This is a genomic window from Streptomyces sp. NPDC055962, from assembly GCF_042270185.1.
Taxonomy (GTDB): Bacteria; Actinomycetota; Actinomycetes; order Streptomycetales; family Streptomycetaceae; genus Streptomyces.
The window spans coordinates 153,333-167,858 of sequence record NZ_JBHJYN010000001.1 but is presented as its reverse complement, the minus strand read 5'-3'; the positions used below and the strand labels follow the sequence as shown (position 1 = coordinate 167,858).

Annotated in this window: 16 protein-coding genes; 12 read left to right on the top strand and 4 right to left on the bottom strand. The window is 71.5% G+C overall.

Annotation, left to right across the window (positions count from 1 at the left end; translation table 11 throughout):
* Positions 1-31: 31 nt before the first annotated feature.
* Positions 32-1,216, top strand: a complete 1,185-nt coding sequence (locus tag ACFC51_RS00735; RefSeq protein ID WP_376372819.1) for a D-alanine--D-alanine ligase family protein — start codon at positions 32-34, stop codon at positions 1,214-1,216.
* A 40-nt stretch (positions 1,217-1,256) separates the two neighbouring features.
* Here ACFC51_RS00735 and ACFC51_RS00730 read toward each other — a convergent pair whose 3' ends face one another.
* Positions 1,257-1,754, bottom strand: a complete 498-nt coding sequence (locus ACFC51_RS00730; protein ID WP_376372817.1) for a DUF3515 domain-containing protein — start codon at positions 1,752-1,754, stop codon at positions 1,257-1,259.
* Between the two features lie 20 nt (positions 1,755-1,774).
* The gene (locus ACFC51_RS00725) at positions 1,775-2,008 is read right to left on the bottom strand and encodes an Lrp/AsnC family transcriptional regulator (RefSeq protein ID WP_056791028.1); all 234 of its coding nucleotides are present in this window, start codon (positions 2,006-2,008) and stop codon (positions 1,775-1,777) included.
* 320 nt (positions 2,009-2,328) lie between these two features.
* Here ACFC51_RS00725 and ACFC51_RS00720 point away from each other — a divergent pair, with 320 nt between their 5' ends.
* Both ACFC51_RS00720 and thiD read left to right on the top strand, forming a co-directional pair.
* On the top strand, positions 2,329-3,297 hold the full coding sequence (locus ACFC51_RS00720; RefSeq protein ID WP_376372815.1) for a thiamine-phosphate kinase: 969 nt from the start codon (positions 2,329-2,331) through the stop codon (positions 3,295-3,297).
* 223 nt (positions 3,298-3,520) lie between these two features.
* The gene (gene thiD / locus ACFC51_RS00715; protein WP_376372813.1) at positions 3,521-4,330 is read left to right on the top strand and encodes a bifunctional hydroxymethylpyrimidine kinase/phosphomethylpyrimidine kinase; all 810 of its coding nucleotides are present in this window, start codon (positions 3,521-3,523) and stop codon (positions 4,328-4,330) included.
* A gap of 210 nt (positions 4,331-4,540) precedes the next feature.
* Here thiD and rpmB read toward each other — a convergent pair whose 3' ends face one another.
* Positions 4,541-4,726, bottom strand: a complete 186-nt coding sequence (gene rpmB / locus ACFC51_RS00710; RefSeq protein ID WP_003965989.1) for a 50S ribosomal protein L28 — start codon at positions 4,724-4,726, stop codon at positions 4,541-4,543.
* A gap of 256 nt (positions 4,727-4,982) precedes the next feature.
* Between rpmB and ACFC51_RS00705 the strand changes: the two genes are divergently transcribed.
* The 9 genes from ACFC51_RS00705 (at position 4,983) to mutM (ending at position 14,062) form a co-directional block, all read left to right on the top strand.
* Complete coding sequence (locus tag ACFC51_RS00705) at positions 4,983-6,605, top strand: DAK2 domain-containing protein (protein ID WP_376372811.1); 1,623 nt, start codon at positions 4,983-4,985, stop codon at positions 6,603-6,605.
* An 84-nt stretch (positions 6,606-6,689) separates the two neighbouring features.
* Positions 6,690-8,918 (top strand): ATP-dependent DNA helicase RecG, encoded by a 2,229-nt coding sequence (gene recG, locus ACFC51_RS00700; protein WP_376526294.1) that lies wholly within the window; start codon positions 6,690-6,692, stop codon positions 8,916-8,918.
* 89 nt (positions 8,919-9,007) lie between these two features.
* Positions 9,008-9,592, top strand: coding sequence for a 16S rRNA (guanine(966)-N(2))-methyltransferase RsmD (rsmD, locus tag ACFC51_RS00695; RefSeq protein WP_376372806.1), 585 nt, complete (start codon positions 9,008-9,010; stop codon positions 9,590-9,592).
* A gap of 26 nt (positions 9,593-9,618) precedes the next feature.
* Positions 9,619-10,098: a pantetheine-phosphate adenylyltransferase gene (coaD, locus tag ACFC51_RS00690; RefSeq protein WP_376372908.1), complete on the top strand. Its 480-nt coding sequence runs from the start codon at positions 9,619-9,621 to the stop codon at positions 10,096-10,098.
* Between the two features lie 97 nt (positions 10,099-10,195).
* A complete protein-coding gene (locus ACFC51_RS00685) occupies positions 10,196-11,305 on the top strand; it encodes a cell division initiation protein (protein ID WP_376526292.1) in 1,110 nt (369 codons plus the stop codon).
* A 135-nt stretch (positions 11,306-11,440) separates the two neighbouring features.
* A complete protein-coding gene (locus ACFC51_RS00680) occupies positions 11,441-12,106 on the top strand; it encodes a DUF177 domain-containing protein (RefSeq protein ID WP_376372800.1) in 666 nt (221 codons plus the stop codon).
* Positions 12,107-12,108: 2 nt separating this feature from the next.
* Positions 12,109-12,282: a 50S ribosomal protein L32 gene (gene rpmF / locus ACFC51_RS00675; RefSeq protein ID WP_003965982.1), complete on the top strand. Its 174-nt coding sequence runs from the start codon at positions 12,109-12,111 to the stop codon at positions 12,280-12,282.
* 19 nt (positions 12,283-12,301) lie between these two features.
* On the top strand, positions 12,302-13,126 hold the full coding sequence (gene rnc, locus ACFC51_RS00670; RefSeq protein ID WP_376372797.1) for a ribonuclease III: 825 nt from the start codon (positions 12,302-12,304) through the stop codon (positions 13,124-13,126).
* Positions 13,127-13,204: 78 nt separating this feature from the next.
* On the top strand, positions 13,205-14,062 hold the full coding sequence (gene mutM / locus ACFC51_RS00665) for a bifunctional DNA-formamidopyrimidine glycosylase/DNA-(apurinic or apyrimidinic site) lyase (protein ID WP_376372794.1): 858 nt from the start codon (positions 13,205-13,207) through the stop codon (positions 14,060-14,062).
* Positions 14,063-14,071: 9 nt separating this feature from the next.
* Here mutM and ACFC51_RS00660 read toward each other — a convergent pair whose 3' ends face one another.
* Entirely contained in the window at positions 14,072-14,479 is a 408-nt protein-coding gene (locus ACFC51_RS00660) for a winged helix-turn-helix transcriptional regulator (protein WP_376372792.1), read from the bottom strand.
* Positions 14,480-14,526 lie beyond the last annotated feature (47 nt).

Sequence of the window (14,526 nt, the reverse complement as noted above, 5' to 3'; positions counted from 1 at the left end):
GAGCCCTACCAGCAGGTACGCTCATCGCGATATGAGCAGCCAGAACCTCCCCCAGAGCCCTGAGAGCCCCCTGAGCTCCGAGCGGAGCTCCGCGCAGGGCCGCAAGCCGCGCGTGGCCGTCGTGTTCGGCGGCCGTAGCTCCGAACACGGCATCTCGGTCGTCACGGCCGGTGCCATCATGAGCGCCATCGACCGGACGAAGTACGACGTCCTGCCGATCGGCATCACCAGGGACGGACGTTGGGCCCTCACGTCCGACGACCCCGCCCGCATGGCCATCACGGACCGGCAGGTGCCCGACGTGGACCAGCTTGCGGAGTCCGCGCAGGGCGCCGTGACGCTCTCCGTCGACCCCGGCAACCGGGACGTCGTCGTGGCCGAACCCGGTGCGGTGCCCACGGTCCTGGGAGAGGTCGACGTCGTCTTCCCCATGCTCCACGGCCCCTACGGCGAGGACGGCACCCTCCAGGGGCTCCTGGAGCTCTCCGGGGTTCCCTACGTCGGCGCGGGCGTCCTGTCCTCGGCCGTCGGCCAGGACAAGGAGTACATGAAGCGGGTGTTCATCTCCTTCGGGCTGCCGGTCGGCCCCTACGAGGTCGTCCGCCCCCGGGAGTGGGAGTCCGACCGCCCCGCCGCCCGCAAGCGCATCATGGAGTTCGCGGCCGAGAACGGCTGGCCGCTCTTCGTGAAGCCCGCCCGCGGCGGGTCCTCGATGGGCATCACCAAGGTCGACGACGCCGCCGGGCTCGACGAGGCGATCGAGGAGGCCCGCCGGCACGACCCCAAGTTCCTCGTGGAGTCCCTGCTGCGCGGCCGGGAGATCGAATGCGGCGTGCTGGAGTTCGAGGACGGACCGCGCGCGAGCGTGCCCGCCGAGATCCCGCCCGTCACCGCGCACGACTTCTACGACTTCGAGGCCAAGTACATCGACTCGGCGGCGGGCATGGTCCCCGCGCCGCTGACCGAGGAGCAGACCGCCGAGGTGCAGCGGCTCGCCGTCGAGGCGTTCGAGGCGGCCTCCTGCGAGGGCCTGGTGCGAGCCGACTTCTTCCTCACCGAGGACGGCACGTTCGTCATCAACGAGATCAACACCATGCCGGGCTTCACCCCGATCTCCATGTACCCCCGCATGTGGCAGGCGAGCGGTGTCGAGTACCCGGAGCTGGTGGACCGCCTGATCACGGCCGCGCTGAACCGCTCCACCGGCCTGCGCTGACCGCACCCGGCTCCGAGGGCTGCCCCGCGCGGGGCAGCCCTCAGAGGCTGTCGGGGACCGTCTTCCTCACCGGCACGGCGAAAGCGGACAGCGGGGTGATGTCATGGGCGTACTCCGGCCCGAGCGTCACCTCGACGTACGCCTTGCGGTACGTGGTGGTGAAGCGCGGACCGGCCCCGGCGTCATCGGGCTGCTCCAGCAGCCAGTTGACGCCGTCCGCGTCGACGCCCTTGGACTGGGAATCGTCCATCCTCGCGGGCCGGGGAACCCCGCAGCGCAGTACGATCGCCCCGTCCCCCCAGCCGGCGGTCAGGTCCGAATCCGGCGAGGGGTCGTTCCGTTCCAGACCGGCGACGGTCTCCGGCAGCTCCTCGTGCAGCTTCTCGCAGTACCCGGCGGCGGCCTCCGACGACGGCGTGGGAACCGCCACCGAGGGCCGGGCACCGCCGCCGGAACACCCCGCCGCGGCCAGCACCAGGAGGGCGGCGGACGGGGCGAGAACACGTGAGCGGGAGGACCGGCGGCGGGTGTGAGTCACCGGACCAGCGTAGACAGGGGTCAGAGGTGGACGACCGGGCAGGTCAGCGTACGCGTGATGCCGTCCACCTGCTGGACCTTGGCGACCACCATCCGGCCGAGCGCGTCGACCGTGTCGGCCTGCGCGCGCACGATCACGTCGTAGGGGCCTGTGACGTCCTCTGCCTGGATCACTCCCGGGAGCTTGGCGATGGTCTCGGCGACGATCGACGCCTTGCCCACCTCGGTCTGGATAAGGATGTACGCCTGTACCACGGAACCTCCAGGGCGGCCACGAGGATCATGTGGGGGAAAGGGACGCCACGTTATCGCGTTGCCGCGGGCCGCGGGGAGACCTACGGGTCGCTTGACGCCCAGGGCGTGGCGTACACACCACAGAAGTTGACGTATCTCTTGACGGTACCGACAGCAGTGGGGGCTCGCGACCGCAAGCCCACCGGTGCGGAAGGGGGACGGTGACGCCCGCACGTCCCGGGGCCGCCGGCTCCCGCGGGCCGTCCGTCCACGGTCCGGACCTCCGGCCGCTGCAACAGCCCGGACAGGTGTCCGGTGCGATAGATGAGAGGTGAGACTCGGTGAAGGGAACCGTGGGCGAGTTGGGGGAGTTCGGGCTCATCAGAGAGCTCACTTCCCGGCTCACCACCACTCCGGCGGTACGGCTGGGACCCGGCGACGACGCCGCGGTCGTGGCCGCTCCCGACCGCAGGGTCGTGGCCAGTACGGACATCCTGCTGGAAGGGCGGCACTTCCGCCGCGACTGGTCGACCGCGTACGACGTCGGCCGCAAGGCGGCCGCGCAGAACCTCGCCGACATCGCAGCCATGGGCGCCGTGCCCACCGCGCTGCTGCTCGGCCTCGTCGTACCGGCCGACCTGCCGGTCACCTGGGCCGCCGAACTGATGGACGGGCTGCGCGACGAATGCCAGGTCGCCGGCGCGGCCGTGGTCGGCGGTGACGTCGTCGGTGGCGACACCATCACCATCTCCATCACCGCCCTCGGCGACCTGCGCAACCACGAGCCCGTCACCCGGTCCGGAGCACGGCCCGGCGACGTCGTGGCCGTCACCGGATGGCTCGGCTGGTCCGCCGCCGGATTCGCCGTGCTCTCCCGGGGGTTCCGCTCGCCGCGCGCCTTCGTGGAGGCCCACCGGCGCCCCGAACCCCCCTACCACGCCGGCCCCGCGGCGGCCGGACTGGGCGCCACGGCCATGACCGACGTCAGCGACGGACTCGTCGCCGACCTCGGACACATCGCCGATGCCAGCAAGGTCCGCATCGACCTGCGGTCCGGGCTCATCGACATCCCGTCCCAGATGTCCGACATCGGGCAGGCCGTCGGCGTCGACCCGCTCCAGTGGGTGCTCACCGGGGGAGAGGACCACGCGATCGTGGCGACGTTCCCGGCCGACGTGAAGCTGCCCGCGCGCTGGAAGGTCATCGGGGAGGTCCTCAACCCGTCGGCGCTGCCCCAGGTCACCGTCGACGGGGCGCCCTGGACGAGCAAGGGCGGCTGGGACCATTTCGGATCCATCGAGGACGCCTAGGGCATTCCGGGGAAGTCCCGCCTGCCCGGCGACGCCTGGCATGCACGCTCGCAGCGTTGCGGAAATGCCCTGGTAGCTCCTCCCCCCCATTGCCTGAAGGGCAGGGGAGGGGCCCCACCGAGACCATTTCCGCGCCGTGCGATCGCAGGCACCGGACGCCGCGGGGCCCGCTCCCGGGGCGGACGGTGCCACTTCCCCCGCACGCCCTAGTAGATTCCGGGGCATGACCGCACCCGCCCCCATACCACCCCGTGTCCTCACTGTCGCCGGATCGGACTCCGGCGGCGGTGCGGGCATCCAGGCCGACCTGAAGACGATGCTGGCCCTCGGCACCCACGGCATGAGCGTGCTGACCGCGGTCACCGCCCAGAACTCGCTGGGTGTACAGGGCGCCTGGGAACTCCCGGCGGACGCCGTACGCGCGCAGTACCGCAGCGTCGTCGACGACATCGGCGTCCAGGCCGTGAAGACCGGCATGCTCTCCTCGGCCGCGCTTGTCGACACCGTCGCGGAACTCCTGGCGGGAACCGGCGCACCCGTCGTCGTCGACCCCGTCGGCGTCTCCAAGCACGGGGACGCGCTGCTCGCCGCCGAAGCCCTCGACTCCGTACGCACGAAGCTGCTGCCCGTCGCCACGGTGGCCACCCCCAACCTCGACGAGGTGGCTCAGCTCACCGGCGTCACCGTCACCGACGAGGCGGGGATGCGGCGGGCCGCCGCCGAGATCCTCGCCCACGGTCCGCGCTGGGTGGTCATCAAGGGCGGCCATCTGCCCGGTGAGGCCGTGGACCTGCTGACGGACGGCAGCGAGGAGCACTGGCTGCGCGCCCCGAGGTACGACAACCGCCACACTCACGGCACGGGCTGCACCCTCGCCTCCGCCATCGCGTGCGGGCTCGCCCGCGGCCAGGACGTGCCGACCGCGGTGCGGGGCGCGAAGGAGTACGTCACCGGCGCGATCCGGGCCGGCTTCGCGCTGGGCGGCGGGATCGGCCCCGTCGATCACGGCTGGCAGGCCCGCACCGCCCGCTGACGGTCCCTGCCCCGCCCACTCGCCGATGTCCCGGTGCGCGGCGCCCCGCCGCCGTCGTCGCGTACGGGACGGGGGCCCGTCAGCGCCGGCGAGGGGACAGGCCGGCAGCCCACCGGGCGGGCGCAGACGGGCGCCGGGCACAGCAAAAAGCCGGTCCACCGAGGTGGACCGGCTTTTTGGGCAACCGGAAGGCTGCGCTACGACGAGACGTCAGCGCGCGACCTTGCCGGCCTTGATGCACGAGGTGCAGACGTTGAGCCGCTTCGGCGTCCGCCCGACCACGGCACGCACGCGCTGGATGTTGGGATTCCAGCGACGGGACGTACGGCGGTGCGAGTGCGAAATGCTGTTGCCGAAGCTCGGCCCCTTGCCGCAAACGTCGCAGTTGGCAGCCACGGGTCACTCCAAAGACTTCAGATGCACTTACAGTGAATTCCGGCGCGCCGGAATCATTTTACTGAAGTGGCGGTACCGGAGGAATGGCCCGACTTTCGTCGGGCAACCGAAGCAGCATACAACGGCTGCGTCGGAGATACGAAACTACCACGGCTCCTCGGGCCCTCCGTCCCGCACCTGTGCCCGCCGGGTCCGCGGACGAGGACTACCCTGCGGTGCAGCCAGCCCCCCACGGCCGCCCCAAGGAGGACCAACGGTGCCGCAGTCACCCGACGATCTCGACGCCGTCGCGGTGCGCACCTGGTGCTCACTGGCCCTGGAGGCACTGGGCCGCGAGCGGGCGGCCATCGACGCCATCAACGTCTACCCCGTCGCCGACGGGGACACCGGCACGAACCTGTACCTCACCGTGGAGTCGGCGGCCGCAGCCGTCGAAGCGGTCTTCGCCGCCCACGAGACCGGATCCACCGTGCCCGCCCCCGCCGACGCCGTACGGGCCATGGCCCACGGCGCGCTGATCGGCGCCCGGGGGAACTCCGGCACCATCCTGGCCCAGCTGCTCCGGGGCATGGCCGGGGTGCTCTCCGAGTCGGGTGACGCGGATCACCTGCGGACCGCCCTCGCCGAGGCCGCCGCCGCGGCACGGCAGGCCGTCGCCCACCCCGTCGAGGGCACGGTGCTCACCGTCGCCTCGGCAGCGGCCGGGGCGGCCGCCGCCACGAAGGAGGGCGCCGGCCTCAAGGACGTGCTCGACGCCGCGTACGACGGAGCGCGCGCCGCCCTGGCCGACACCCCCGGCCAGCTCGCCGTCCTCGGGCGCGCGGGCGTCGTGGACGCCGGCGGGCAGGGCCTGGTGACCGTGCTCGGGGCACTGCTGGAAGCGGTCGGAGGCCGGGCGCAGGAGCGGGGCGTCCGGCCCGCCCCCGAGACCGCGCCCCTGACGGGCGACTGCGCCGACGCGGGCCCGGACGGCGGCCCCGCCTTCGAGGTCATCTACCTGCTGGAGGCGCCCGACGACGCGGTGGCCCGGCTGCGGAGCCGGCTGGACGCCCTGGGGGACTCCCTGGTCGTGGTCGGCGGCGACGGCCTGTGGAACGTCCACGTCCACGTCGACGACGCCGGGGCGGCCGTCGAGGCCGGGGTCGAGGCAGGCAGGCCCTACCGGATCCGGATCACCCACTTCGCCGCCGACCGGGGCGCTGCCCACCGGGAGCCCGCCCAGCGCGCCGTCGTGGTGGTCGTCCCCGGCGACGGGCTCGCCGGCCTCTGCGCCGAGGCCGGGGCGACCACCGTGCTCGCCCGGCCCGGGGAGCCGCCCGCCAGCGGCGAACTGGTCGACGCCATCCGCCGGGCCCACGCCCGCGAGGTCGTCCTGCTGCCCAATGACGCACAGCTGCGCCACACCGCCGCCGCGGCGGCCGAACAGGCCAGGACGGAGGGCATCCGCGTCGCCCTGGTCCCCACCCGCGCCGCGGTCCAGGGCATCGCCGCGCTCGCCGTGCACGAACCCGGCCGGAGCTTCGACGAGGACGTCGTCGCGATGACCTCGGCGGCCGGGGCCACCCGCTACGCCGAACTCGCCGTCGCCGAACGGCAGTCGTGGACCATGGCGGGCATCTGCCAGGCCGGTGACATCCTCGGCCTGATCGACGGGGACGTCGCCGTCATCGGTGAGGACGTCCCCGGAACGGCCCGCACGGTCCTGGACCGGATGCTGTCGGCCGGCGGCGAACTCGTCACCCTGGTCCTCGGCGAGGACGTGCCCGACGCCCTGGCCGACGACCTGGGCGCGCACGTCCGCGAGGGCTACCTCGCCGTCGACACGGTCGTCTACCGGGGCGGACACCAGGCGGCACCCCTGCTGATCGGCGTCGAGTGACAGGTCACGGGGCTGCTGACCGGCCTCGAGTGACAGGTCACGGGGCGCGGCGCCCGGCGACATCTGTCAGTGCCGTGGTGTGCAATGGACCGCGTGTCCGCTTTCGATGAACCCCTCAAGAAGCTGCTCGGCGGAGCCACCGCGAAGGTGATGGCCGAACACCTCGACCTGCACACGGTCGGTGATCTGCTGCACCACTACCCGCGGCGCTACGAGGAGCGGGGCCGCCTCACCACGCTCACCGAGCTCCCGCTGGACGAGCACGTGACGGTCGTCGCCCAGGTCGCCGACGCGCGCGTCATGATGTTCAACAACGGCCGGGGCAAGCGGCTCGAAGTCACTCTCACCGACGGCAGCGGCAGACTCCAGCTGGTCTTCTTCGGCCACGGGGTCCACAAGCCACACAAGGAACTCCTCCCGGGCCGACGGGCGATGTTCGCGGGCAAGGTCTCCCTGTTCAACCACAGGATGCAGCTGGCGCACCCCACCTACCAGCTCCTCGACGCCCGGTCCGAGGACGAGGCGGCCGAGGTGACCGAGGCCGTCGACGCCTTCGCGGGGCAGCTGCTCCCGATCTACCCGGCCTGCAAGCAGCTGGACTCCTGGCGGATCGCCAAGGCCGTCGACACGGTCCTCCCGAGTGCGCAGGAGGCGGTGGACCCGCTGCCCCCGGCGCTGCGCGACGGCCGGGGCCTCGTCCCGCTCCCCGAGGCGCTGCTCAGGATCCACCGCCCGCACACCAAGGCGGACATCGCCGCCGCGCGGGACCGGCTGCGCTGGGACGAGGCGTTCGTCCTCCAGGTCGCCCTGGCGCGCCGCCGGTACGCGGACACCCAGCTCCCGGCGGTGGCGCGACGGCCCGTCCCCGGCGGGCTGCTCGACGCCTTCGACGCCACACTCCCCTTCACGCTCACCGAGGGCCAGCAGAAGGTCACCGGAGAGATCTTCGACGCCCTGGCGACCGAACACCCCATGCACCGGCTGCTCCAGGGCGAGGTCGGGTCCGGCAAGACGCTCGTCGCGCTGCGGGCCATGCTCCGCACCGTCGACGCGGGCGGCCAGGCGGCGATGCTCGCCCCCACCGAGGTGCTGGCACAGCAGCACCACCGGTCGATCACCGAGATGATGGGGGAACTCGCCGAGGGCGGCATGCTCGGCGGTTCCGACCTGGGCACGAAGGTCGTGCTGCTCACCGGCTCCATGGGCACGGCCGCCCGCCGGCAGGCCCTGCTCGACCTGGTCACGGGCGAGGCGGGGATCGTCATCGGCACCCATGCGCTGATCGAGGACAAGGTGCAGTTCCACGACCTCGGTCTCGTCGTCGTCGACGAACAGCACCGCTTCGGGGTGGAGCAGCGGGACGCCCTGCGGTCCAAGGGGAAGCAGCCGCCCCACCTGCTCGTCATGACGGCCACCCCCATCCCCCGGACGGTCGCGATGACGGTCTTCGGCGACCTGGAGACGTCCGTGCTCGACCAGCTCCCGGCCGGCCGGTCGCCGATCGCGAGCCATGTGGTCCCGGCCAAGGACAAGCCCCACTTCCTCAGCCGCGCCTGGGAGCGGGTCCGCGAGGAGGTGGAGAACGGCCACCAGGCCTACGTCGTGTGCCCCCGCATCGGTGACGACGCCGACGAGGCCGCGGAGAAGAAGGGGAAGGCCGGGAAGAAGAAGGCCGCCCCCGAGGAGGACGCCGAGAAGCGGCCGCCGCTCGCGGTGCTGGACATCGCGGAGCAGCTCGCGAAGGGCCCGCTCGCCGGTCTGCGCGTCGAGGTCCTCCACGGCAGGATGGCGCCCGACGACAAGGACGACGTCATGCGCCGCTTCGCCGCAGGTCAGGCCGATGTCCTGGTCGCCACCACCGTCATCGAGGTCGGGGTGAACGTCCCCAACGCCACCGCGATGGTGATCATGGACGCGGACCGCTTCGGGGTGTCCCAGCTGCACCAGCTCAGAGGCCGTGTCGGCCGCGGCAGCGCCCCTGGTCTCTGCCTGCTGGTGAGCGAGGCGCACGAGGCGGGTCCCGCCCGGGCCCGGCTCTCCGCGGTCGCCGCCACCCTCGACGGCTTCGAACTCTCCCGGATCGACCTCGAACAGCGGCGCGAGGGCGACGTCCTCGGCCAGGCCCAGTCCGGCGTCCGCTCCTCCCTGCGGGTGCTCAGCGTCATCGACGACGAGGAGGTCATCGCGGCGGCCCGAGAGGAGGCCGTACGCGTCGTCGCCGACGACCCCGGCCTGGAGCGGCTGCCCGAGCTGCGCACCGCGCTGGACGCCCTGCTCGACAAGGACCGGGAGGAGTACCTCGACAAGGGGTGACCGGGCGGAATCCCGACGACGCCATATCGTGGGGAGCACGGCGCACGTCCCGTCCGGTGTGCCGCCCGCGACCCGAGGAACAGACACCCATGACCCGCGTGATCGCCGGTTCGGCCGGCGGACGCCGCCTCGCCGTTCCCCCCGGCACCGGTACCCGCCCCACCTCCGACCGTGCGCGCGAGGGCCTGTTCTCCACCTGGCAGGCACTCCTGGGCACGCTCGACGGCATCCGTGTCGCCGACCTGTACGCGGGCTCCGGCGCCGTGGGCCTGGAGGCCCTCTCGCGCGGAGCCGCCCACGCGCTGCTCGTGGAGGCCGACGCCAAGGCCGCGCGCACCGTCCGCGACAACATCCGCACCCTCGGTCTGCCCGGCGCGGAGTTCCGTGCGGGCAGAGCGGAACAGATCGTGACGGGGCCGGCACCCTCCGACCCGTACGACGTGGTGTTCCTCGACCCGCCCTACGCCGTCACCGACGACGATCTCCGGGAGATCCTGCTCACACTCCGTGCTCAGGGGTGGCTCACGGGCGAAGCTCTCGTCACGGTGGAACGGAGCACCAGGGGCGGGGAATTCAACTGGCCCGGCGGATTCGAGCCGCAGCGGGCCCGCCGCTACGGCGAAGCCACGTTTTGGTACGGTCGCGCCGCCTCTACGTGCGAAGACGCACGATGACCGCACCGGAGAGCGAGGGAACCACGTTGCGCCGCGCCGTCTGTCCGGGGTCGTTCGACCCCATCACCAACGGACATCTCGACATCATCGGACGAGCCTCGAAGCTGTACGACGTCGTGCACGTCGCCGTGATGATCAACCAGTCCAAGAAGGGCCTGTTCACCGTCGACGAGCGGATCGAGATGATCCGCGAGGTGACGGCCGACTTCGGCAACGTGGAGGTCGAGTCCTTCCACGGCCTGCTGGTCGACTTCTGCAAGCAGCGTGACATCCCGGCGATCGTGAAGGGCCTGCGGGCCGTCAGCGACTTCGACTACGAGCTTCAGATGGCCCAGATGAACAACGGCCTCTCGGGCGTCGAGACGCTGTTCGTGCCGACGAACCCGACCTACAGCTTCCTGTCGTCCTCCCTGGTCAAGGAGGTCGCCGCCTGGGGCGGCGACGTGGCGCACCTGCTGCCGCCGACCGTCCACGAGGCGCTCGTGGACCGTCTCGGCCGGAAGTGACGGGCTGACCGTCCGTCACCAGGTGTCGGAGTGGAGGCGACTGGCCTTACAGTCGTCCCGTCCGTCTCCAACAGCAGCAGAGAGTGGCGAGCACACGGTGGACGTGCAGAAGAAGCTCGACGAGATCGTCGAAACGGTCGGGAACGCCCGCTCCATGCCCATGTCGGCGTCCTGTGTGGTGAACCGGGCCGAACTGCTCGCGATGCTCGAGGAGGTGCGCGAGGCGCTGCCCGGCTCCCTCGCCCACGCCCAGGAGCTCATCGGCGGCCACGAGCAGCTCGTCGAGCAGGCCCGGCAGGAGGCCGAGCGGATCATCGAGTCCGCCCGCGCGGAGCGCGGCTCGCTGGTCTCCGGCACCGAGATCGCCCAGCGCTCCCAGGCTGAGGCGGACCGGATCCTGTCCGAGGCCCGCAGGGAGGCCGACGAGGTCCGCGGCGAGGCCGACGAGTACGTCGACAGCAAGCTCGCCAACTTCGAGGTCGTCCTCACCAAGACCATCGGCTCCGTCGACCGGGGCCGCGAGAAGCTCCTCGGCCGCGGCGAGGGGCTCGACGAGCAGGGGTACCAGGACCCCGACTTCGCCGAGGCCCCCGAGCGCAGCGCCGACCCCGAGACGCTCCGCCGGCGTGCCGACGACTACGTGGACACCAAGCTCGGCGCCTTCGAGGCCGTGCTGGCCAAGACCCTGGAGGCCGTCGGCCGGGGCCGCCAGAAGCTGCACGGCCGGGTCGCCACCGACGACCTCGGCGCGCACATGGCGGCCCAGGACGCCGCGGGCGGCCACCAGCACACCAGCGACGAGGACCACTGGGCCGGTCTGGCCGAGCTGGCCACCCCCGAACCGCTCCGGAGCCCCCAGCAGCCCTCCTACGCGGAGCCGGTGCAGCCGGAGTACGCGCCGGTGGCGGACTACCAGGACCCGTCCCAGGGCGGCTTCCCGGTCCAGGCCCAGCCGGACGCCCCGTACGCGCAGACGTACGGCTACCAGGACCAGCAGCCGGTCCAGGACGGCTACGGCTACCAGCAGCAGGACCCGTACGCGGGCTACCAGCAGCAGGCGTACGACCCGGACCAGCAGCAGGAGTACTGGCCGCAGCAGGCCCAGGTTCCCGCGCAGCAGGGCGAGAGCGCGCTCGACGAGACCAGTCTCTTCGACACCAGCATGATCGACCTGGAGCAGCTCCGCCGGTACGAACAGGGCCGCTGACCGGAGCGGTCCCCACCGGATTGGGAGCTGGGCGGTACGTCCAGTATCCTGGCTCTTCGGTCGCGCGTATGCAGCGATCCCGGCTGCCCTCTTTCCTGAGGACAGGGGCAGCTTCCCCGAAGCAGCACCACGCACATGATCTCGAAAGCAGGAAAAGCCCTGAACGGCCACCTCGACCACCGCAGTCCTCTCGTGTTCGACACGCGCGAGCTGGGCCGGCGTCCGGGTACCCAGAAGCGGCTGACCCGCACGGCGGAAGCACCGAAGGACCTCGGCATCGACGGGGTCGTCGGAGTTCCGGAGAACGCGCCCCTGGCGCTGGACCTCCGCCTCGAATCGGTCATGGAAGGGGTGCTTGTCACAGGCACCGCCCGTGCGACGGCCGAGGGGGAGTGCGTAAGGTGTCTGGAGCCGCTGACCCTCGAGGTCGAAGCGGACTTCCAGGAGCTGTTCTCGTACCCTGACGCCGACGACCGGAACCGCAGCAGGACCGCGGACCCGGTCGACGACGCCGAGGACGACGAGGACAGGTTCTTTCTCGAGGACGACTCGTTCGACCTCGAGCCTGTGCTGCGTGACGCGGTGGTGCTCGCACTGCCGCTGCAGCCGGTGTGCAAGGAGACCTGTGCCGGTCTGTGTTCCGAATGCGGGATCAGGCTGGACGAGAATCCGGACCACCACCACGACGTCGCCGACATCCGTTGGGCGGCACTGCAAGGACTCGCCGAGACCGTTCAGGACGGCGAGAAGGACAACATGGGCGGCGCCGAACCGGGCGTCGACGAGAAGCAGGAGAAGTAGCCGTGGCTGTTCCGAAGCGGAAGATGTCGCGCAGCAACACGCGCCACCGCCGGTCGCAGTGGAAGGCTGCGGTCCCCACCCTGGTTTCGTGTGAGCGGTGCCAGGAGCCGAAGCTCCAGCACATCGCGTGCCCGAGCTGCGGCACCTACAACAAGCGCCAGGTCCTCGAGGTCTGAGCGGCTGGTGAGAGGCCCGATGTCTGAGTTGTCCAGCGCCAAGAAGCAGGCAGACAACATCAACACAGCCTCGTCCCACACGCTTCTGGAAGGGCGGCTCGGGTACCACCTCGAGTCCGCCCTTCTGGTGCGTGCGCTGACCCACCGTTCGTACGCGTACGAGAACGGCGGTCTGCCCACCAACGAGCGGCTCGAATTCCTCGGGGATTCAGTGCTCGGCCTGGTGGTCACGGACACGCTGTACCGCACCCACCCCGACCTGCCCGAAGGCCAGTTGGCCAAGTTGCGGGCCGCGGTGGTCAACTCGCGTGCACTTGCGGAAGTGGGCCGCGGCCTCGAACTCGGCTCCTTCATCCGGCTCGGCCGCGGTGAAGAGGGCACGGGTGGCCGGGACAAGGCTTCCATCCTCGCCGACACCCTTGAAGCGGTGATCGGCGCCGTCTATCTCGACCAGGGCCTCGGCGCGGCCTCGGAGCTGGTCCACCGGCTCTTCGACCCGCTGATCGACAGGTCCTCCAACCTCGGAGCCGGCCTGGACTGGAAGACCAGCCTCCAGGAGCTCACCGCGAGCGAGAGCCTCGGAGTCCCCGAGTACCTCGTCACGGAGACCGGCCCCGATCACGAGAAGACCTTTACTGCTGCTGCTCGCGTCGGTGGTGTCTCGTACGGCACCGGCACCGGCCGTAGCAAGAAGGAAGCGGAGCAGCAGGCGGCCGAGTCCGCCTGGCGCGAGATCAGCGCCGCCGCGGAAGCACGGGAGGCGGCGGCCAAGGCCGCAGCCGACGGAGGGGTCGCCGACACCCCTTCCGCCCCGTCGCCGAACTCGGACGCGGCTCCCGCCTGATTGATCCGGAAACCCCTCGGTGCCTCGCGCACCGGGGGGTTTCCGCTGTCCTGTCACGTCCCCGAAGGAGTGCCCGTCGTGCCCGAACTGCCCGAGGTCGAAGTCGTGCGGCGGGGGCTGGAGCGCTGGACCGCCGGGCGCACCGTCGAAGCGGTCGAGGTCCTGCACCCGCGTGCGGTCCGGAGGCACCTCGCGGGGGGCGCGGACTTCGCGGCCAGGCTGCGGGGTCTGCGCTTCGGCACGGCGATGCGCCGCGGCAAGTACCTCTGGGTCCCCCTCGACGAGGCGGACTCCTCGCTGCTGGGACACCTGGGCATGAGCGGCCAGCTGCTCGTCCAGCCGGAGGACGCCCCCGACGAGAAGCACCTGCGGATCAGGATCCGCTTCGACGACGCGCTCGGCACCGAACTGCGCTTCGTCGACCAGCGCACCTTCGGCGGGCTGTCGCTGCACGGGAACACCCCCGACGGCCTGCCCGACGTCATCGCGCACATCGCCCGCGACCCCCTCGACCCGGCCTTCGACGACGACGCCTTCCATCTGGCGCTTCGCCTGCGCCGTACGACGGTCAAGCGCGCCCTGCTCGACCAGTCGCTGATCAGCGGCGTGGGCAACATCTACGCCGACGAGGCGCTCTGGCGCAGCAAGCTGCACTACGAGCGGCCGACCGCGACCCTGACCCGCCCGAGGACGGCGGAGCTGCTGGGCCACGTCCGGGACGTCATGCGCTCGGCCCTCGACCAGGGGGGCACCAGCTTCGACAGCCTCTACGTCAACGTGAACGGCGAGTCCGGCTACTTCGACCGGTCGCTGGACGCCTACGGACGTGAGGACGAGCCCTGCCACCGGTGCGGTACGCCGATGCGCCGCAGGCCCTGGATGAACCGCTCCAGCTACTTCTGCCCGCGCTGCCAGCGTCCGCCGCGGCTCACCTGACGTCCCGCGTCAGGCCTCGTGCGCCGCGTCGTAGCGGCCCCGGGCATCCATGACCTCGGGCATCCGGCCCTCGACGAGCAGGATGAGGTCCATCAGCCGGGCCGTGACGTCATGGCCGAGCGGCGTCAGCGCGTAGTCGACGCGCGGTGGGTTGGTGAGCCGGGCGTCCCGGTGGACCAGACCGTCACGCTCCAGCGCGTGGAGCGTCCGGGAGAGCATCTTCTCGCTGACACCGTCGACGCGGCGGCGCAGCTCGTTGAAGCGTGCGCCGCTCTCGTACAGGGCCCCCAGGGTCAGGCTGCCCCAGCGGCCGGTGACGTGTTCCAGGGTTCCGCGCGAGGGGCACTGCCGCGAGAAGACGTCGAAGGGCGAGTCGCCCTCGACGTCGGGCACGGCGTCCGTCTGTGTCTCACCCATACGGCCAGCTTACGCCTGTGCAGCGCTCACTTCCGGTGAGCGCTGCA

Coding starts and splice junctions, on each gene's coding strand:
- ACFC51_RS00735 (WP_376372819.1), top strand. CDS start 32: ATGAGCAGCCAGAACCTCCCCCAGAGCCCTGAGAGCCCCCTGAGCTCC.
- thiD (WP_376372813.1), top strand. CDS start 3,521: ATGACCGCACCCGCCCCCATACCACCCCGTGTCCTCACTGTCGCCGGA.
- recG (WP_376526294.1), top strand. CDS start 6,690: ATGGACCGCGTGTCCGCTTTCGATGAACCCCTCAAGAAGCTGCTCGGC.
- rsmD (WP_376372806.1), top strand. CDS start 9,008: ATGACCCGCGTGATCGCCGGTTCGGCCGGCGGACGCCGCCTCGCCGTT.
- ACFC51_RS00680 (WP_376372800.1), top strand. CDS start 11,441: ATGATCTCGAAAGCAGGAAAAGCCCTGAACGGCCACCTCGACCACCGC.
- rnc (WP_376372797.1), top strand. CDS start 12,302: ATGTCTGAGTTGTCCAGCGCCAAGAAGCAGGCAGACAACATCAACACA.
- ACFC51_RS00660 (WP_376372792.1), bottom strand. CDS start 14,479: ATGGGTGAGACACAGACGGACGCCGTGCCCGACGTCGAGGGCGACTCG.